This is a genomic window from Escherichia sp. WS1451, from assembly GCF_046487365.1.
In the GTDB taxonomy this organism is placed as follows: domain Bacteria; phylum Pseudomonadota; class Gammaproteobacteria; order Enterobacterales; family Enterobacteriaceae; genus Escherichia; species Escherichia coli.
The window spans coordinates 1-17,823 of record NZ_JBJQJP010000022.1 but is presented as its reverse complement, the minus strand read 5'-3'; the positions used below and the strand labels follow the sequence as shown (position 1 = coordinate 17,823).

At 51.7% G+C, this 17,823-nt stretch carries 17 protein-coding genes; 7 read left to right on the top strand and 10 right to left on the bottom strand.

Translation table 11 applies throughout. From position 1 onward, the window contains the following. Positions 1-24 precede the first annotated feature (24 nt). The 6 genes from ACJHX7_RS21415 to allA all read right to left on the bottom strand — a co-directional run bounded on the left by ACJHX7_RS21415 (position 25) and on the right by allA (position 6,662). Positions 25-1,479, bottom strand: coding sequence for an allantoin transporter (locus ACJHX7_RS21415; RefSeq protein WP_000401112.1), 1,455 nt, complete (start codon positions 1,477-1,479; stop codon positions 25-27). 169 nt (positions 1,480-1,648) lie between these two features. After that, positions 1,649-2,527 (bottom strand): 2-hydroxy-3-oxopropionate reductase, encoded by an 879-nt coding sequence (glxR, locus tag ACJHX7_RS21410; RefSeq protein WP_000765839.1) that lies wholly within the window; start codon positions 2,525-2,527, stop codon positions 1,649-1,651. Between the two features lie 99 nt (positions 2,528-2,626). Further along, entirely contained in the window at positions 2,627-3,403 is a 777-nt protein-coding gene (gene hyi, locus ACJHX7_RS21405) for a hydroxypyruvate isomerase (protein ID WP_094030381.1), read from the bottom strand. 12 nt (positions 3,404-3,415) lie between these two features. Beyond that, on the bottom strand, positions 3,416-5,197 hold the full coding sequence (gcl, locus tag ACJHX7_RS21400) for a glyoxylate carboligase (protein WP_001313634.1): 1,782 nt from the start codon (positions 5,195-5,197) through the stop codon (positions 3,416-3,418). 89 nt (positions 5,198-5,286) lie between these two features. Beyond that, complete coding sequence (gene allR / locus ACJHX7_RS21395; protein WP_000141275.1) at positions 5,287-6,102, bottom strand: HTH-type transcriptional repressor AllR; 816 nt, start codon at positions 6,100-6,102, stop codon at positions 5,287-5,289. Positions 6,103-6,179: 77 nt separating this feature from the next. Next, a complete protein-coding gene (allA, locus tag ACJHX7_RS21390) occupies positions 6,180-6,662 on the bottom strand; it encodes an ureidoglycolate lyase (protein WP_000776388.1) in 483 nt (160 codons plus the stop codon). A 229-nt stretch (positions 6,663-6,891) separates the two neighbouring features. Between allA and allS the strand changes: the two genes are divergently transcribed. Together allS and mnmH are read left to right on the top strand one after the other, a co-directional pair. Further along, complete coding sequence (gene allS / locus ACJHX7_RS21385; RefSeq protein ID WP_094030380.1) at positions 6,892-7,818, top strand: HTH-type transcriptional activator AllS; 927 nt, start codon at positions 6,892-6,894, stop codon at positions 7,816-7,818. Positions 7,819-7,886: 68 nt separating this feature from the next. Next, entirely contained in the window at positions 7,887-8,981 is a 1,095-nt protein-coding gene (gene mnmH / locus ACJHX7_RS21380) for a tRNA 2-selenouridine(34) synthase MnmH (RefSeq protein ID WP_094030379.1), read from the top strand. A 234-nt stretch (positions 8,982-9,215) separates the two neighbouring features. Here mnmH and ybbP read toward each other — a convergent pair whose 3' ends face one another. Together ybbP and ybbA are read right to left on the bottom strand one after the other, a co-directional pair. After that, positions 9,216-11,630 (bottom strand): putative ABC transporter permease subunit YbbP, encoded by a 2,415-nt coding sequence (gene ybbP / locus ACJHX7_RS21375; RefSeq protein ID WP_094030378.1) that lies wholly within the window; start codon positions 11,628-11,630, stop codon positions 9,216-9,218. After that, positions 11,627-12,313, bottom strand: a complete 687-nt coding sequence (gene ybbA / locus ACJHX7_RS21370) for a putative ABC transporter ATP-binding protein YbbA (protein WP_001110573.1) — start codon at positions 12,311-12,313, stop codon at positions 11,627-11,629. The genes ybbP and ybbA overlap by 4 nt, the downstream gene beginning before the upstream one ends. Between ybbA and tesA the strand changes: the two genes are divergently transcribed. Genes tesA through cnoX form a run of 3 tightly spaced genes read left to right on the top strand, consistent with a single transcriptional unit; the run spans position 12,284 to position 14,621 of the window. Next, the gene (gene tesA / locus ACJHX7_RS21365; RefSeq protein WP_001295836.1) at positions 12,284-12,907 is read left to right on the top strand and encodes a multifunctional acyl-CoA thioesterase I/protease I/lysophospholipase L1; all 624 of its coding nucleotides are present in this window, start codon (positions 12,284-12,286) and stop codon (positions 12,905-12,907) included. The genes ybbA and tesA overlap by 30 nt on opposite strands. Beyond that, positions 12,897-13,706 (top strand): NADP(+)-dependent aldehyde reductase, encoded by an 810-nt coding sequence (gene ybbO / locus ACJHX7_RS21360; protein ID WP_000148930.1) that lies wholly within the window; start codon positions 12,897-12,899, stop codon positions 13,704-13,706. Before tesA ends, ybbO begins: the two co-directional genes overlap by 11 nt. A gap of 60 nt (positions 13,707-13,766) precedes the next feature. After that, positions 13,767-14,621, top strand: coding sequence for a chaperedoxin (gene cnoX / locus ACJHX7_RS21355; RefSeq protein ID WP_001295322.1), 855 nt, complete (start codon positions 13,767-13,769; stop codon positions 14,619-14,621). Positions 14,622-14,683: 62 nt separating this feature from the next. Here cnoX and fetB read toward each other — a convergent pair whose 3' ends face one another. Both fetB and fetA read right to left on the bottom strand, forming a co-directional pair. Continuing rightward, the gene (gene fetB, locus ACJHX7_RS21350; RefSeq protein ID WP_032170848.1) at positions 14,684-15,463 is read right to left on the bottom strand and encodes an iron efflux ABC transporter permease subunit FetB; all 780 of its coding nucleotides are present in this window, start codon (positions 15,461-15,463) and stop codon (positions 14,684-14,686) included. Continuing rightward, positions 15,450-16,127 carry an iron efflux ABC transporter ATP-binding subunit FetA gene (gene fetA, locus ACJHX7_RS21345; protein WP_001298568.1) on the bottom strand — a complete coding sequence of 226 codons (678 nt, stop codon included), beginning with the start codon at positions 16,125-16,127 and terminating at the stop codon, positions 15,450-15,452. Before fetA ends, fetB begins: the two co-directional genes overlap by 14 nt. Before the next feature lie 145 nt (positions 16,128-16,272). Here fetA and ACJHX7_RS21340 point away from each other — a divergent pair, with 145 nt between their 5' ends. Both ACJHX7_RS21340 and ACJHX7_RS21335 read left to right on the top strand, forming a co-directional pair. Further along, positions 16,273-17,190 carry an SPFH domain-containing protein gene (locus tag ACJHX7_RS21340; RefSeq protein WP_000904502.1) on the top strand — a complete coding sequence of 306 codons (918 nt, stop codon included), beginning with the start codon at positions 16,273-16,275 and terminating at the stop codon, positions 17,188-17,190. Beyond that, positions 17,187-17,645, top strand: coding sequence for an NfeD family protein (locus ACJHX7_RS21335; RefSeq protein ID WP_094030377.1), 459 nt, complete (start codon positions 17,187-17,189; stop codon positions 17,643-17,645). The genes ACJHX7_RS21340 and ACJHX7_RS21335 overlap by 4 nt, the downstream gene beginning before the upstream one ends. Positions 17,646-17,823 lie beyond the last annotated feature (178 nt).

Sequence of the window (17,823 nt, the reverse complement as noted above, 5' to 3'; positions counted from 1 at the left end):
CTCAATGTTCAATATCGGGATTAATTAACCTGTGACTTTTTGTTCTCCTGTTTTTTCTGCTGCAGTACGTTTCTTTAATAAGGCGTAGGCCGCAAAGGCGACAATAACGCCGACAAACCATGAAACGCGTGATAAAGGCTCCATGAATGGAATAAATTTACCACCGAGAGATAAAATAACGGCGACCAAAGTTACTGAAAACGCGGTAAGGTTAAAGCCGTTATCGTAATATTTGAAATCACCTGCTGCGGTATAAAGTTCATCAAGATTAATTTGTCCGCGCATCACCACAAAATAATGCGCCATCATGACACCAATTACCGGACCCAGCATTCCGCCGATAATATCGAGGAACAGATAAATGCTGTCCTGATTTTCCATTAATTTCCACGGGCAGATCAGCAAGCTGATAATACTGGCAATCAGTACGCCGTTTTTATAGGTCAGTTTTGTCGGTGCAATAGCGGCAATCTGATAACCGGCTGGAATAATATTACCGGTCGCGTTAGTGGAGATAGTCGTCATCAGAATAACCAGTACCGCAAAGAACGAGGCGAACAGGCTGTCCCAACGCTGAACAATATCCAGCACGTTCCAGGTGTCAGCGCCGTAGTGAATACTGGCTCCGGCAATAATACATACCCCGGCGACCGCAAACAGAATATAGGCCACAACTAAACCCAGCGTTTGCCCCAGCGCTTGCTCACGAAACGAGTGGGCGTTTTGCGTAAAGTCGGATGCGCTCACCGCCGGTGCTGCCCATACCGCAACTACCGCGTTAATCACCACCAGGAACAGGAAGCCACTGTTTTCTGCTTTCTGAATACCGCCCGGAATATAGTCAAAGATTGGACCGATCCCGACCAGCGAAATCGCCCAAATCGCCATACCGCCGAAAACGATATAGATGCACGGGTTAAGAATGGCAGTGAATTTATTTAAAACTTTGCCACCGCCAAAACCAATACCAACGTTGACCAGCCAGAAGAGTAAGAAAGTAATTAAGCCCGGTAGAGAAAGGCCTAACAGCGTGAAATCGCCACCGAGAGTCAAAAATCCCGGCCAGATTTTGCCAATCAGGATCAAGCAGGCCAGCGATCCGGCGTAACATTGCAGGCCAAACCACATAATGGCAGCAATCCCGCCTCTTAATAATCCGGGAAACAGTGCGCCACGTACGCCATAAGAAGCACGCAGGATCATGGCAAACGGTACGCCGTATTTACTGCCCGCAGCACCGTTTAATACCATTACCGCGGCAATGAAAAAGGCGCTGAGGATAATTGCCAGCATAATACTAAAGGTAGACAAGCCGAGAATAAAAAAGCCGCCGACCATCACATAATTGGGAACGTTATGAACCGAACCCATCCATAAGGTAAAATAGTTAAATGTTTTCCAGGTCCGCTGGCTTTGCGTTTTCGGCAATAGATCTTCGCTATAGCCGCGTTGCTGGAATAGTTTTCTCTGATGTTCCATAAATCCCTCTTAATTTCACGTATCGAATAACGTCTTTTTAATCTAGCTATGAGGAACAAATAAAATAAAAATATTATTTTTAATACTGAAGCAACATCTTTGGCTGCTTTCTTTTTTTAATATTGCTGGCCGATTCATTTTCTGATATCGGCCATTTTTATTGCGGGTATCAGGCCAGTTTATGGTTAGCCATTAATTCCAGCGCCTGCACTAACGCAGAGTGATCCAACTGGCTACCACCGTTTGCCGCACAGGTATTAAACAATTCCTGGCAGGTCGCGGTGTTTGGCAGATTCAGTGCCAGTGCTTTCGCACTTTGCAGTGCCAGGTTGAGATCTTTCTGGTGCAGCGCAATTTTAAAACCTGGATTAAAGGTGCGTTTAATCATGCGCTCACCGTGAACTTCCAGAATACGTGAGGAAGCAAAGCCGCCCATCAGCGCCTGGCGCACACGTACCGGATCCGCTCCGGCTTTTGAAGCAAATAGCAGGGCTTCAGAAACCGCTTCAATATTGAGCGCCACGATAATCTGATTTGCCACTTTGCAGGTTTGACCGTCGCCGTTACCGCCCACGAGGGTGATATTTTTACCGAGCAGTTCAAACAGCGGTTTAACACGTTCAAATACCGCTTCGTCACCGCCAACCATAATCGACAACGTCCCTTCACGCGCGCCGATTTCACCGCCGGAGACGGGCGCATCGAGATAATCGCCGCCCAGTTCATTCACCTGACGAGCGAAACGTTTAGTTTCGATCGGGGAAATGGAGCTCATATCAACAATGGTTTTGCCCTTCAGCGAGGCTTTGGTACAACCATTTTCACCAAACAGAACTTCTTCAACCTGAGGTGTATCCGGCACCATAATAAAAATGATGTCCGATGCTTCCGTTACCTGGCGCGCAGTTTCAACACTGACGGCACCCAGTGACAGTAATTCATCAGCAACCGGACCAATGGTTGTGACATGTAGTTGATGACCGGCACGCGCCAGATTAATGGCCATCGGTGTACCCATAATGCCTAAGCCAATAAATCCCAGTTTCATAATTAACCTCTTTTAAATTTCGCTTTTCCTGAATTCAGACAACACGATCCCCTGCCGACTTAGCGACCTAAAAAAGCATTGTCTGAATAGCGTTACGTTTTAACGGTACGGATCCATCCAGCGTAAACCAGCCTCCGTGGTGGTTTGGGGTTTATATTCACAGCCAACCCAACCGTTGTAGTCAGAATTTTCAATTACCGTAAAGAGATATTCGTAATTAATTTCTCCGGTTCCCGGTTCGCCGCGATGCGGATTATCAGCGATTTGCAGGTGACCAATTTTATCGGCCCACTGAGTCATGGTATTAGTTAATTCACCTTCCATCCGCTGCATGTGATAAATGTCATACTGAATTTTCAAATTGCAGCAACCAACATCGTCAATCAGTTTCAGTGCCTGCCGGGTTCCGGTGAGATGGAAACCAGGAATATCAAAATGGTTGATAGGTTCAATCAGTAATAAAATATCTTCTTTCATCAGCATATTCGCGGCATAACGCAGGTTTTCTACAAGCGTTGCGTGAATCTGTTCACTGCTGAAACCAGCTGGCATTTTACCGACCAGACAGTTAATTTTTTTATTACCCAGCGCACGAGCATAACGAATAGCTGCTGCTACGCCATCCCGAAACTCTTCTTCACGGCCAGGAATACAGGCAATACCCCGCTCGCCCGCCGCCCAGTCACCTGCCGGTAAATTGTGCAGCGTATGTTCGAGTTTATTACTCGCCAGCACCTGTTTTAATTCTTCAATGTCGTAGTCATAAGGGAACATAAATTCAACGCCGCGAAAACCACACTGCGCAGCTTTCTCAAAACGGGCGAGAAAATCATATTCACCAAATAACATCGATAAATTAGCAGAGAAACGTAACATTATTTATCTCCCTTATTCATAGTGCATGAAACAGGTTTCAGTCGGTGCGTCCGCTGCGTTATCGGCGATATCTTCAAATTCCATGACGTTATCCAGTTCACTGCCCATCGAAATATTGGTCACACGCTCGAGAATAACTTCCACGACTACCGGTACCCGATATTGCGCCATTAAGACTTTCGCCTGTTCAAAGGCTGGTGCAATATCTTCCGGTTTGAAAACGCGAATTGCTTTACAACCTAAACCTTCCGCTACTTTTACGTGGTCGACGCCGTAACCGTTCACTTCGCTGGAGTTGATATTCTCGAAAGCGAGTTGCACGCAGTAGTCCATGTCAAAGGCGCGCTGCGACTGGCGAATCAGCCCCAGATAAGCGTTATTCACCAGCACATGGATGTACGGAATGTTGAACTGTGCGCCAACGGCCAATTCTTCAATCAGGAACTGGAAGTCGAAGTCACCGGAAATCGCCACCACATTGCGCTCTGGATCAGCGGCACAAACCCCCAGCGCCGCCGGAATCGTCCAGCCCAGCGGGCCTGCCTGCCCACAGTTGATCCAGTGGCGGTCTTTAAAGACATGCAGCATTTGTGCCGCAGCGATTTGTGACAGACCAATGGTGGTGACATAACAAACATCGCGACCAAAGGCTTTGTTCATCTCTTCATACACGCGCTGCGGTTTCACCGGCACGTTGTCGAAGTGGGTTTTGCGCAGCAAAGTGCGTTTGCGCTGCTGGCAGTCGGCGACCCATTCTTTACGACACGGCAGACGACCCGCTTTTTGCATCTCCTGCGCCACTTCAACCAGCAGCGTCAGCGCCGCTTTAGCATCAGAGACAATGCCGAGATCCGGACACAGCACGCGGCCAATTTGCGTCGGCTCAATATCGATATGAACGATTTTGCGCCCTTCGGTGTATTTCTCTACCGAACCGGTATGACGGTTAGCAAAACGGTTACCGATACCAAACACCATGTCGGACGCCAGCAACGTTGCGTTACCGTAACGATGCGCGGTTTGCAGACCCACCATCCCGGCCATCAGTTCATGATCGTCCGGGATACAGCCCCAGCCCATCAGCGTTGGGATCACCGGAACGCTGGTCAGTTCAGCAAACTGTTGTAACAGTGCAGCAGCGTCAGCATTGATTACCCCGCCCCCGGCAACAATCACCGGACGTTCGGCCTGAATTAACATTTCTACAGCTTTTTCGATCTGCATACGGCTGGCAGCAGGTTTGTAGACCGGCAGCGGTTCGTACATGTCAGGATCAAACTCGATTTCCGCAACCTGAACGTCGAACGGTAAATCCACCAGTACCGGACCCGGGCGACCAGAACGCATCAGGTGAAATGCCTGTTGCAGCACGCGAGGCACCAGCGCCGCTTCACGAACTGTAACCGCCATTTTGCTGACCGGTTTAGCAATTGCTTCAATATCAACGGCCTGGAAATCTTCTTTATGCAGACGGGCGCGCGGAGCCTGGCCGGTAATACACAGAATAGGAATGGAATCAGCAGAAGCGGAATAGAGCGCGGTGATCATGTCCGTGCCCGCAGGACCGGAAGTCCCCAGACATACGCCGATATTCCCTGCCGTTGCGCGGGTATAACCTTCCGCCATGTGCGAAGCACCTTCCACATGACGCGCCAGAATGTGACGAATACCGCCGTGCTTACGCATCGCTGAGTAGAACGGATTGATTGCAGCTCCCGGAACGCCGAAGGCGGTGGTGATACCTTCTTTCTCCAGCACATACATTGCCGCGTCAACGGCTCTCATTTTTGCCATTTTATTCCTACCTCTATTAATTGGAAAAATTTTCCAACTTTCAAATTTTGTCAAAAAAACCCGCTCCGCAGAGCGGGATGCGACAGACACTATGGATGTGCTTTCAGTCCCAACGCCGTGCTGATATCGCGGGCGGTGTCTCTGACCAGCTCACCCTGACTGACAAAACGATCTTCTGTCAGTCTTGATGAAGGCCCGGAGATGGAGATAGCGGCAACAACACTACCTACATCATCGTAAATTGCTGAAGCTATGCAATTCAGGCCTACAACATGCTCTTCTTTATCTACGGTATAGCCCAGTTCACGCGCTTGTTCCAGGTCCTTCAGCAAGGTGGGCATATCCACAAGCGTAGTTGGCGTAAACTGCTGCAAACCGGTTTGCAGAATGATGCTCATCAACTCCTCTTCCGCCAGTGGATAAAGCAGCGCTTTGCCCGCACCGGAAGCATGCAGCGGCAGACGACTGCCCAGCGGCGCACACATCCTGACCATCGATTTACACTCTAACTGACCAATTAATACCGCTTCATTGCCGTTACGGATCGCGACATTGACCGTTTCGCCGGAAAGTAACATCAGGCGGCGCATAAACGGCCCGGCGACGGAGAGTACATCGCGGTTATGGATGTACGCCGCACCGACGTTAAAGACACCTAATCCTATATGCCACCAGCCTAACTGACTGTCCTGATAGACAAAATCCGCTGCCTGTAAAACCTTCAGCAAGCGAAAGGTCGTGGAGAGCGGCAAATCCAGATTGAGAGAAATATCGCTAACCGACGAACTTCCCCCACTTTTTTCCAGATATTGCAGAATCGCAATTCCCCGCTCTAACGCCTGTGCGCCCTTCTGTGCCACAGGCTCCGCCTGTCCTGGCCTGCCGCGCCGTCTAACTTCCGTCATACCTACGTTAACTCCGACCTACAAGTGAGCATAAACAATGAACAATTCGTTTATCTTATGCAAGTCGGTTGCAGGCGTCACGCAAAACAGAGTTCCTGTTCAGGAATACTTTCAACATCACAGTTGTCACTGCCGCCGCGATCGATGGTCAAGAAATCGGTGACGCGCTGCCAGGCGAAAAGTGGATGATGCCAGACGTTACGATGGTAATTCACCCCCTGTTCGCCGTTGGTAATAAACGCCCGCAGCGTTGACAGGTCTGGTTTGTCGTCACCTAACGCCACGACCACCACAAACACTTCCCCTTTCATCGGGATAAAGGCCTGAGTGCCCAGCGGATGACGTTCGAGTTCGTGAATGGTCAGCGGCAGATTCGCCGGTTGCGCGCGGTTAATGCTGATAAGCGTACGGTCTTGCTCAAGAATCTCAACCAGCGCCAAATCGTGGTAACGCTCCACCAGGCCATTGTTAATATGGAAAAAATCCCGTTGCTGCGTTTCGATTACGTCGCCATAAGCACTAAAGGCTTCCTGACTTAACGGTAATACCTGAAGTTTCATCTTTTTGTCCTTGTAACATAATTCCGTTCAACCACCGCCGACCGGTCAGCTTGGTTTCAATAACAGGCAATCTAAAACCTTAAGAGAACAACATCAATACAAAAGTTGGAATATTTTTCCAAAACTAGATTTAGTCCACAAATTGAACAGGGTTATCATGTAAAAATACTGATAAATCAGAGGATAAGAAAATCACGCAACTTGCGGATTTAAAAGGGGATACCTGAAGATGTTCGATCCAGAAACCTTGCGGACTTTCATTGCGGTTGCTGAAACAGGAAGTTTTTCAAAAGCGGCAGAACGATTATGTAAAACCACGGCGACGATTAGTTATCGCATTAAACTTCTGGAAGAGAATACCGGAGTGGCGCTCTTTTTCCGCACGACTCGCAGCGTGACGTTGACAGCGGCTGGCGAGCATCTACTTTCTCAGGCCAGAGACTGGCTGAGCTGGCTGGAAAGTATGCCCAGCGAGCTGCAACAGGTGAATGATGGCGTGGAACGCCAGGTAAATATTGTCATCAACAACCTGCTCTACAACCCCCAGGCCGTCGCCCAACTGTTGGCGTGGCTGAATGAACGTTACCCCTTTACCCAGTTCCACATCTCCCGGCAAATCTATATGGGCGTCTGGGACTCGCTATTGTACGAAGGTTTTTCACTGGCTATCGGCGTCACGGGAACCGAGGCGCTGGCAAATACCTTTAGTCTTGATCCCTTAGGATCGGTGCAATGGCGCTTTGTCATGGCGGCGGATCATCCGCTGGCGAACGTTGAAGAGCCGCTAACAGAAGCACAGTTGCGGCGCTTTCCGGCGGTCAATATTGAAGACAGCGCCCGTACATTAACCAAACGCGTCGCCTGGCGATTGCCGGGGCAAAAAGAGATTATTGTTCCCGATATGGAAACGAAAATCGCCGCCCATCTGGCGGGCGTTGGCATTGGTTTTTTGCCAAAATCACTTTGCCAGTCAATGATCAATAATCAACAACTGGTCAGCCGGGTAATCCCAACGATGCGCCCTCCTTCGCCATTGAGTCTGGCATGGCGCAAATTTGGCAGCGGCAAAGCGGTAGAAGATATTGTGACCTTGTTTACCCAACGCAGGCCGGAAATCAGCGGATTTTTAGAAATTTTCGGCAACCCACGCAGTTAAAAATCAAGTTTCCTTGCGCGTTGGCGCGTAAAATAGCGCGCAAGCTGATTTGAGGTTCACTTTTAACTATGCAAGAGAGACACACGGAACAGGACTATCGTGCCCTGCTGATTGCTGATACGCCCATTATTGATGTTCGCGCCCCCATCGAGTTTGAGCAAGGCGCAATGCCTGCCGCTATCAACCTGCCGTTAATGAATAACGATGAACGCGCCGCCGTTGGCACCTGCTATAAACAGCAAGGGTCAGACGCGGCGCTGGCGCTGGGTCATAAACTGGTGGCCGGTGAAATTCGTCAGCAGCGTATGGACGCCTGGCGGGCAGCGTGCCTGCAAAATCCGCAAGGTATTCTCTGCTGCGCCCGTGGCGGTCAGCGCTCACATATTGTGCAAAGCTGGTTGCATGCAGCGGGGATTGATTATCCGCTGGTAGACGGCGGTTATAAGGCACTGCGCCAGACCGCGATTCAGGCGACCATTGAACTGGCACAAAAACCGATAGTGCTGATTGGCGGTTGTACCGGCAGCGGTAAAACGCTGTTAGTGCAGCAACAGCCAAACGGTGTTGATCTGGAAGGGCTGGCGCGTCATCGCGGTTCGGCGTTTGGTCGCACCTTACAACCACAACTTAGCCAGGCGAGTTTTGAAAACCTGCTGGCTGCCGAAATGCTAAAAACCGATGCCCGTCAGGATTTGCACCTGTGGGTGCTGGAAGATGAAAGCCGGATGATCGGTTCGAATCACCTGCCGGAATGCCTGCGCGAGCGAATGACTCAGGCGGCGATTGCGGTGGTAGAAGATCCGTTTGAGATTCGTCTTGAGCGCCTGAACGAAGAGTATTTCTTGCGTATGCATCATGATTTTACCCACGCGTACGGCGACGAACAGGGCTGGCAGGAATATTGCGAATACCTGCATCACGGACTTTCGGCTATTAAGCGTCGGCTGGGGCTACAGCGATATAACGAACTGGCTGCAAGGCTGGATGCAGCACTGACAACGCAACTCACCACCGGCAGCACCGACGGTCATCTGGCCTGGCTGGTGCCGTTACTTGAAGAATATTACGACCCGATGTATCGCTATCAGCTTGAGAAAAAAGCGGAAAAAGTTGTCTTTCGCGGTGAGTGGGCGGAAGTGGCGGAATGGGTTAAGGCGCAGTGATGGGCGGTATTCTGAAACGGCGATTGTCGTGAGAACAGAATGGTTGCACCAGAATACAGATATAAAAAAACCGACATGACAGTCGGTTTCATATTTATTGCCAAAATGCACACTGTTCATGCCAGATGCGGCGTAAACGCCTTATCCGGCCTACACAATCTTGCAAAATCAATATATTGCACGATCCTCGTAGGCCTGATAAGCGTAGCGCATCAGGCAATCTAACGCCTGTCATCACCCCGCAAACTGCCTGAACAGCGCCTTACCCTTAACCAGTCGCGCACCCAGCCAGCCGCCGCAAAGCGACAGCAGCAGCGCACCGCTGCACGGCAGAACAATCCACAATCGCCAGTCTGGCTCCCACGGGAAATCAAACACTTTCGATTGCAGTACCGCCAGTGCCGTTTCCGCACCAATTGCGGCCACCAGGCCAGAAACAAACCCAAGCATGGCGAACTCACACCACAATGTCGTGCGCAGCAGCTTTTTCCCCGCACCGAGTGTGCGCCACACCACCAGCTCCTGATGACGCTGACGCATTCCCACCTGCACCTGTGCCAGCAACAGCAACATACCGCAGGCGGTGACCAGCACCACCATCACCTCCAGCGCCCGACTTACCTGCTCCAGCACCTGACCGACCTGTTTTAAAATCGCGCCAATGTCTAACAGGCTAATAGTAGGGAACTGGCGGTTGAGTTGCGTCAACATGCCGTTGCCATTCTCCCAGCGGAAACTGGTAAGCCAGCTCTGCGGTTGCCCGTCTAATGCCCCTTCAGGGAAAATAAAATAGAAATTAGGCCGCAGACTTTCCCAGTCCACTTTGCGCAGGCTGGTCACTTTAGCGCGGAACTCCTGGGTATCGCCCATAAAAGTCACGGTATCACCGAGGGCAACGTTTAAGCGTTTCGCCAGCCCCTCTTCCATCGACACTTCATCGGCTTTTGGCGGCCAGTTACCGGCGACAATCGGATTATGATCGGGCCGCGTATTTTGCCAGGTAAGATTGAGTTCGCGATTGAGCGCCTCATCTTCATTGCCTTCTGTCGGCTTGCCGTTAATCGCCGTCAGTCTCGCCCGCACCACCGGATAAAACGATTCCGGGACTATCTGATGTTCCGCGAGGAACGCTTTTAGCGGTGCTACCTGTTCTGTGGCGATGTTAATTAAAAAGTAGTTCGGGCTTTCTGGAGGTAGCTGCTGCTGCCAGCGGTCGAGCAGATCGCCACGCAACACCAGCAGCAGTGCCAGAAGCATAAAGGAGAGCGAAAATGCCGAAAGCTGGCTTAACGTTGACCACGGCTGACGTAACAGGCGGCTAACCGCCAGGCGCAGAGGCAGCGATTTCAGCGTCATGCGGCGAAGTACATTCAGCAGCATCCAGCCCAGCACACCGCACAGCAAAGCCAGTACTACCGCGCCCGCCAGCACCGCCCAAAGCAGCATGCTGCCACCCATTAATCCGGCGAGCAGCAGCACAACCACCACACTGACAATCGGCAGATAAAACTTCAGCGGCCAGACGTTCGCAACCACATCATTACGTAATACGCGTAAAGGCTGCGTTGCCAGCAACAAGCGGTACGGTCGTAGCCCCACCAGCAGCGAGATGACCGTCATGGTGCCCAGCGCCCACAACCACGGCCAGAGGCTGGCTGGCGGTAGTGCAGCAGGCAAAACGGGCTTGAGCAGCACCATCAACACGTTTTCGAACAACAGGCCTATCGCACCACCGGTAACGGCTGAAAGCGCCAGCACCATCAACCACTGACCGACGATTAACTTACGCAATTGCGCTCGCCCTGCTCCCAGCGTTTTGAGGATCGCCATCAGATCGTAGCGACTGCGACAGTAATGATTCATCGCCACCGCCACCGCTGCCACTGCCAGCAGCAAGGTCAGAAGCGCCGAAAGCAGCAGGAACTGTTGCGAGCGTTCCATCGAGCGCCCCAGCGCGCCTTCGTCCTGTTCCAGACCGTACCAGCGTTGTTCGGGTTTAAGCTGGGGTAACAACCATTTCTCATAGCCGTCGAGCTGGTTCTCGTTGCCGCCGAATTTATAGCGCCAGGTGACCCGACTTCCCGGCTGCACGGCTCCGGTTTTATCGACATCCGCCAGATTCATCATCAGACGCGGAGCCATCTGGAAGGGGTTAAAACCGGAATCCGGTTCCTGAATCACTTCTCCGGCAATCCGCAAGGTGGCATCGCCCACGTCAATGGTGTCGCCCGTTTTCAGGTTAAGCAGTGCCATCAGGCGTGGGGCCAGCAATACGCTGCCCGCCTGCGGTTTCAGGCCTGGGGGATTGGTTTGCAGATCGCCATACATCGGGTAGATATCATCCACCGCTTTGACGTTCGCCAGCTGCGGTGTGTCGCCTGCAAATGTCATGGTGGCGAAAGTCAGCTGCTTGCCGACTTTCAGGCCGCGCTTTTGCGCTTCCTCCAGCCACGCTTGCGGCACTTCGCGCGAACTGCGCAACGCCCGATCGCCCGCCATAAACTCCCGGCTTTGCTGGCTTAAGCCCTTCTCCATGCGATCGCTGATATTGCCCAGCGCCAGCACGCAGGCCACCGCCAGGCTTAGCGCCAGCCAGACAATTAATAGCGACGGCGAGCGCCATTCGCGCCAGAACCAACGTGCAATCATGCTTCCTCCTGCAACTGCCCGTTCACCAGCCGTAAGCAGCGGTCGCAGCGTGCCGCCAGTTGCAGGTCGTGGGTCACCATAATCAACGTGGTGCCATGTTCACGGTTGAGGGAAAACAGCAGGTCGGCAATTTTATCGCCCGTCTGGCGGTCAAGATTGCCGGTGGGTTCGTCGGCAAACAGCACATCAGGCCGACCATTAAAAGCTCGCGCCAGCGCCACTCGTTGCTGTTCGCCGCCGGAAAGCTGTGCCGGAAGATGATCCAGACGTTTACCCAGTCCTAACTGTTCGAGCAACGCTTTTGCCCCGTTACGACTTTCCGCGCTACTCTCACCACGCAGCAGCGCCGGAAGCTCGACGTTTTCCAGCGCGTTAAGGGTAGGAATTAACATAAATGACTGAAAAACAAAGCCTACGTGCTTCGCGCGCAACTTTGCCCGCGCTTCTTCGTCCATATTATGTAGCGGTTGTCCCACCAGACTCACTTCGCCACTGCTGCCGTCATCCAGCCCGGCGAGGATCGCCAGCAAGGTTGACTTACCCGATCCCGACTCACCCACCAGTGCGATGGTCTCGCCACGTTTGACAACCAGCTCAACTCCGGTGAGGATGGAGAGTTCATGCTCCCCCTGACCGACGGACTTCTTAAGATGATGAACTTCAACAATGTTTTCCGCTGGCATTTGCCCTTCCTGTTCCTGGTCCTGTTAACCTTCCGTGCCGCTGCAGCGGACACGTTATTGATTCTGGGTGATAGCCTGAGCGCCGGGTATCGAATGTCTGCCAGCGCGGCCTGGCCTGCCTTGTTGAATGATAAGTGGCAGAGTAAAACGTCGGTAGTCAATGCCAGCATCAGCGGCGACACCTCGCAACAAGGGCTGGCGCGCCTTCCGGCTCTGCTGAAACAGCATCAGCCGCGTTGGGTGCTGGTTGAACTGGGCGGCAATGACGGTTTGCGTGGTTTTCAGCCACAACAAACCGAGCAAACGCTGCGCCAGATTTTGCAGGATGTCAAAGCCGCCAACGCTGAACCATTGTTAATGCAAATACGTCTGCCTGCAAACTATGGTCGCCGTTATAATGAAGCCTTTAGCGCCATTTACCCCAAACTCGCCAAAGAGTTTGATGTTCCGCTGCTGCCCTTTTTTATGGAAGAGGTCTACCTCAAACCACAATGGATGCAGGATGACGGTATTCATCCCAACCGCGACGCCCAGCCGTTTATTGCCGACTGGATGGCGAAGCAGTTGCAGCCTTTAGTAAATCATGACTCATAAAGCAACGGAGATCCTGACAGGTAAAGTTATGCAAAAATCGGTCTTAATTACCGGATGTTCCAGTGGAATTGGCCTGGAAAGCGCGCTCGAATTAAAACGCCAGGGTTTTCATGTGCTGGCAGGTTGCCGGAAAGCGGATGATGTTGAGCGCATGAACAGCATGGGATTTACCGGCGTGTTGATCGATCTGGATTCGCCAGAAAGTGTTGATCGCGCAGCCGACGAAGTGATCGCCCTGACCGATAATTGTCTGTATGGGATCTTTAACAATGCCGGATTCGGCATGTATGGCCCCCTTTCCACCATCAGCCGTGCGCAGATGGAACAGCAGTTTTCTGCCAACTTTTTCGGCGCACACCAGCTCACCATGCGCCTGTTACCCGCGATGTTACCGCACGGTGAAGGGCGTATTGTGATGACCTCATCGGTGATGGGATTAATCTCCACGCCGGGTCGCGGCGCTTACGCAGCCAGTAAATATGCGCTGGAGGCGTGGTCGGATGCGCTGCGCATGGAGCTGCGCCACAGCGGAATTAAAGTCAGCCTGATCGAACCTGGTCCCATTCGTACTCGCTTCACCGACAACGTCAACCAGACGCAAAGTGATAAACCAGTCGAAAATCCCGGCATCGCTGCCCGCTTTACGTTGGGACCGGAAGCGGTGGTCGACAAAGTGCGCCATGCTTTTATTAGCGAGAAGCCGAAGATGCGCTATCCGGTAACGCTGGTGACCTGGGCAGTAATGGTGCTTAAGCGCCTGCTGCCGGGGCGCGTGATGGACAAAATATTGCAGGGGTGAGTTGAAGCGCGCGCTTAAGCCCCCATGTCAAAGAAAATATCGACAACAGAGAGCGACTCCATGTCCGTAGAAAATATTGTCAACATTAACGAATCTAACCTGCAACAGGTTCTTGAACAGTCGATGACCACTCCGGTGCTGTTCTATTTTTGGTCTGAACGTAGCCAGCACTGTTTGCAGTTAACCCCAATTCTGGAAAGCCTCGCGGCGCAGTACAACGGGCAATTTATTCTGGCGAAGCTGGACTGCGACGCGGAGCAGATGATTGCCGCCCAGTTTGGTCTGCGCGCGATTCCGACCGTGTATCTGTTCCAGAACGGGCAACCGGTAGACGGCTTCCAGGGGCCGCAACCGGAAGAGGCGATCCGCGCCCTGCTGGATAAAGTGCTGCCGCGCGAAGAAGAGCTGAAAGCGCAGCAGGCGATGCAGCTGATGCAGGAAGGCAATTACACCGACGCCTTGCCATTGCTGAAAGACGCCTGGCAGTTGTCGAATCAGAACGGGGAGATCGGCCTGCTGCTGGCAGAAACGCTGATTGCGCTGAACCGTTCTGAAGATGCTGAAGCCGTGCTGAAAACCATTCCTTTACAGGATCAGGACACCCGCTACCAGGGGCTGGTGGCGCAAATCGAACTGCTGAAGCAGGCGGCAGATACGCCGGAAATTCAACAGCTGCAACAGCAGGTGGCAGAGAATCCAGAAGATGCCGCACTGGCGACGCAACTGGCACTGCAACTGCACCAGGTTGGGCGCAATGAAGAGGCGCTGGAGTTACTGTTTGGGCATCTGCGTAAAGATCTCACCGCCGCAGACGGTCAGACGCGTAAAACGTTCCAGGAGATCCTCGCTGCGCTGGGTACAGGTGATGCACTGGCGTCGAAGTATCGCCGCCAGCTGTATGCGTTGTTGTATTGAGTTTCCGTTGATCGGCACATGAACCACAACGCCGGATGCGATGCTGCGCATCCGGCATTGCATCATTTCTTCTTCAATTGCGTCACCACCAACTGGTGGCGCGAATTATAAAATTTACGATAGGTTAAATAGCAGGCAATAATGGTAGACAGGCTGGCAGTTGAGAGCAGCATAAAGGTCACCATAATCTGATATTTAATCGCCTTCACCGGATCAATCCCGGCAAATATCAGCCCGGACATCATTCCTGGTAAACTCACTAAGCCAACCGTTTTTGCTGAATCGACCGTCGGAATTAAAGCCGCGCGAATACTGTCGCGAATCAATATCGCTGAAGCCTGTTTCGGCGTCGCGCCAAGACTCAGTTTCTCCTGAATCTGTTGCTGTTCGCTAATGACCCGTTGCCCTAAATTGTTGTAACACAACCCCACCGCTACCATGGCGTTACCGGCTATCATCCCGGCGATAGGGATCACCTGCATCGGGATAAATTCAATCGACCCTGAGAGAATCAGCACCGCCAGGGTAATTCCCGCCCCGACCGTAATGGCAATAAACGATGAGATAAAAGCTTTAGCAATATATTTACTGCGTTTTTGCGCGTTCCACGCCGCATTAAAGCAGATAAATAACACCATCAATAATGTCAGGCTGGCATCATCCACGCTGAAAATATACTTCAGCACATAGCCGACAATAATCAGCTGAATTATCGCGCGCCCGACGCTCCAGAGAATATCTTTCTCCAGCGCCAGTTTTTCTTTATGGCTAATTAAGATTGCCACCACCACCAGCATTAATGCCATTGCCAATGATTCGTTAGTAATATTATGCGAGTTCATAGCGTGCTTCCTGCATTTCTCCGGCATGCGGTTGCAGTGTAATCACTTTATCCGCATGATTAATTTCGTCTTTATCGTGTGTCACCCACAGCACGGCAATATTTTGCTCGTGCACATAACGATGGATCATCTCATTAACGTTATGTTTATTACTTTCATCCAGCGCACTGGTGATTTCATCCAGCAATAAAACCTTCGGCATAAATTGTAGGTTACGAATCAATGAGATGCGTTGTTTTTCACCCCCAGATAGCTCGGCGATATTTTTCGTCAAAATGGTGTCCGGCAAAGCGAAGCGTTCGAGAAAATCGAGAAAAATGGCTGGGTCAGGCTGCTGGTTACGGATCTGCCAGGGAAAGATCAGATTATCGTATACCGTATCGCCAAACAGCGTCGGCGTCTGGGCGCAGTAAGACACTTGCTGGCGGTAGATTTCTGGCTTTAGTGTGCTGACATCCTCACCTTCAAACAGTAACGTTCCGCTGGTTGGGCTGATCAATGAAGCAACTATTTTTAGCAGCGTACTTTTGCCACAACCGGAAGGACCGGTAATTAACTTAAATTCGCCAGCACGCAGCGAAAAATTGATGTTATTAAGAATCTTCGCATCACCCGCCAGATATCCTACGTTTTGTAGCTGAAGCAAAGGACTATTTTCCTGCATCACTGTTCCCTTTTTCTGATTTTTACTAAAAACAGTTTATCCTTCGCAGGAATAAGGGGGAACTCTCTTTCAGTAATCAGGTATAATTTGTTTAATCAAGCAGCAATTTTGCTGATTATGGACGGTACAACAGGAGGTTTTTCCGATGCTTATCTTTATCCCGATTCTCATTTTTGTCGCGCTGGTCATTGTCGGCGCGGGCGTCAAAATCGTGCCGCAGGGCTATCAATGGACGGTAGAACGTTTTGGTCGCTATACCAAAACGTTACAGCCGGGGCTCAGTCTGGTGGTGCCGTTTATGGATCGCATTGGTCGCAAGATCAATATGATGGAGCAAGTGCTCGATATCCCTTCCCAGGAAGTTATCTCGAAAGATAACGCCAACGTTACCATCGACGCAGTCTGTTTTATTCAGGTGATTGACGCGCCGCGCGCGGCTTATGAAGTCAGCAATCTGGAGCTGGCGATCATCAACCTGACCATGACTAACATCCGTACCGTGTTGGGTTCAATGGAACTTGACGAAATGCTCTCTCAGCGCGACAGCATCAACTCACGCCTGCTGCGTATTGTCGATGAAGCCACCAACCCGTGGGGGATTAAAGTCACCCGTATTGAAATTCGCGACGTGCGCCCACCGGCAGAGCTTATCTCTTCAATGAACGCGCAGATGAAAGCGGAACGTACCAAACGCGCTTACATTCTTGAAGCGGAAGGGATCCGTCAGGCGGAAATCCTCAAAGCCGAAGGTGAAAAACAGTCGCAAATCCTGAAAGCGGAAGGCGAACGTCAGTCGGCGTTTTTACAGGCTGAAGCGCGTGAACGTTCCGCCGAAGCAGAAGCCCGCGCCACCAAAATGGTGTCTGAAGCTATCGCCTCCGGTGATATTCAGGCGGTGAACTACTTCGTCGCACAGAAATACACCGAAGCGTTACAGCAGATCGGTTCGTCCAGTAACAGCAAAGTGGTGATGATGCCATTAGAGGCCAGCAGCCTGATGGGGTCGATTGCCGGGATTGCTGAGCTGGTGAAAGACAGCGCCAACAAACGGACTCAGCCATGATGGAGTTAATGGTCGTTCATCCACATATTTTCTGGCTCAGTCTCGGCGGGTTGCTGCTGGCAGCCGAGATGTTGGGAGGCAATGGTTATCTGTTGTGGAGCGGCGTGGCAGCGGTGATTACCGGTCTGGTGGTCTGGTTGCTGCCGCTGGGTTGGGAGTGGCAAGGGGTGATGTTTGCCATCCTGACGCTGCTCGCCGCCTGGCTGTGGTGGAAATGGCTGGCACGAGGCGTGCGCGGACAAAAGCACAGTGACAGCAATCTTAACCAGCGCGGTCAACAATTGATCGGCAGACGGTTTGTACTGGAATCACCGCTGGTCAACGGGCGCGGTCATATGCGCGTCGGCGACAGTTCATGGCCTGTCAGCGCCAGCGAGGATCTCGGTGCAGGTACGCATGTTGAAGTCATTGCGATAGAAGGGATAACGCTGATCATCCGTGCGGTCATCGCCTGATGCGACGCTGACGCGTCTTATCATGCCTACAAAATATGCCCGAATCGTAGGCCAGATAAGGCGCTTGCTGAACTGCACCCCAAATGTTGGACATAATCTGACATCTGAAGGTGCAGTTTATGAAACATTCATTTGAAGTAAAACTTGCCGCTGTAAATCATTACCTGGCTGGTCATGC

What these genes read in the sequence shown, in the direction of transcription:
- ACJHX7_RS21415 (WP_000401112.1), bottom strand. Translation starts at nt 1,479, where the DNA reads ATGGAACATCAGAGAAAACTATTCCAGCAACGCGGCTATAGCGAAGAT.
- glxR (WP_000765839.1), bottom strand. Translation starts at nt 2,527, where the DNA reads ATGAAACTGGGATTTATTGGCTTAGGCATTATGGGTACACCGATGGCC.
- hyi (WP_094030381.1), bottom strand. Translation starts at nt 3,403, where the DNA reads ATGTTACGTTTCTCTGCTAATTTATCGATGTTATTTGGTGAATATGAT.
- gcl (WP_001313634.1), bottom strand. Translation starts at nt 5,197, where the DNA reads ATGGCAAAAATGAGAGCCGTTGACGCGGCAATGTATGTGCTGGAGAAA.
- allR (WP_000141275.1), bottom strand. Translation starts at nt 6,102, where the DNA reads ATGACGGAAGTTAGACGGCGCGGCAGGCCAGGACAGGCGGAGCCTGTG.
- allA (WP_000776388.1), bottom strand. Translation starts at nt 6,662, where the DNA reads ATGAAACTTCAGGTATTACCGTTAAGTCAGGAAGCCTTTAGTGCTTAT.
- allS (WP_094030380.1), top strand. Translation starts at nt 6,892, where the DNA reads ATGTTCGATCCAGAAACCTTGCGGACTTTCATTGCGGTTGCTGAAACA.
- mnmH (WP_094030379.1), top strand. Translation starts at nt 7,887, where the DNA reads ATGCAAGAGAGACACACGGAACAGGACTATCGTGCCCTGCTGATTGCT.
- ybbP (WP_094030378.1), bottom strand. Translation starts at nt 11,630, where the DNA reads ATGATTGCACGTTGGTTCTGGCGCGAATGGCGCTCGCCGTCGCTATTA.
- tesA (WP_001295836.1), top strand. Translation starts at nt 12,284, where the DNA reads ATGAACTTCAACAATGTTTTCCGCTGGCATTTGCCCTTCCTGTTCCTG.
- ybbA (WP_001110573.1), bottom strand. Translation starts at nt 12,313, where the DNA reads ATGCCAGCGGAAAACATTGTTGAAGTTCATCATCTTAAGAAGTCCGTC.
- ybbO (WP_000148930.1), top strand. Translation starts at nt 12,897, where the DNA reads ATGACTCATAAAGCAACGGAGATCCTGACAGGTAAAGTTATGCAAAAA.
- cnoX (WP_001295322.1), top strand. Translation starts at nt 13,767, where the DNA reads ATGTCCGTAGAAAATATTGTCAACATTAACGAATCTAACCTGCAACAG.
- fetB (WP_032170848.1), bottom strand. Translation starts at nt 15,463, where the DNA reads ATGAACTCGCATAATATTACTAACGAATCATTGGCAATGGCATTAATG.
- fetA (WP_001298568.1), bottom strand. Translation starts at nt 16,127, where the DNA reads ATGCAGGAAAATAGTCCTTTGCTTCAGCTACAAAACGTAGGATATCTG.
- ACJHX7_RS21340 (WP_000904502.1), top strand. Translation starts at nt 16,273, where the DNA reads ATGCTTATCTTTATCCCGATTCTCATTTTTGTCGCGCTGGTCATTGTC.
- ACJHX7_RS21335 (WP_094030377.1), top strand. Translation starts at nt 17,187, where the DNA reads ATGATGGAGTTAATGGTCGTTCATCCACATATTTTCTGGCTCAGTCTC.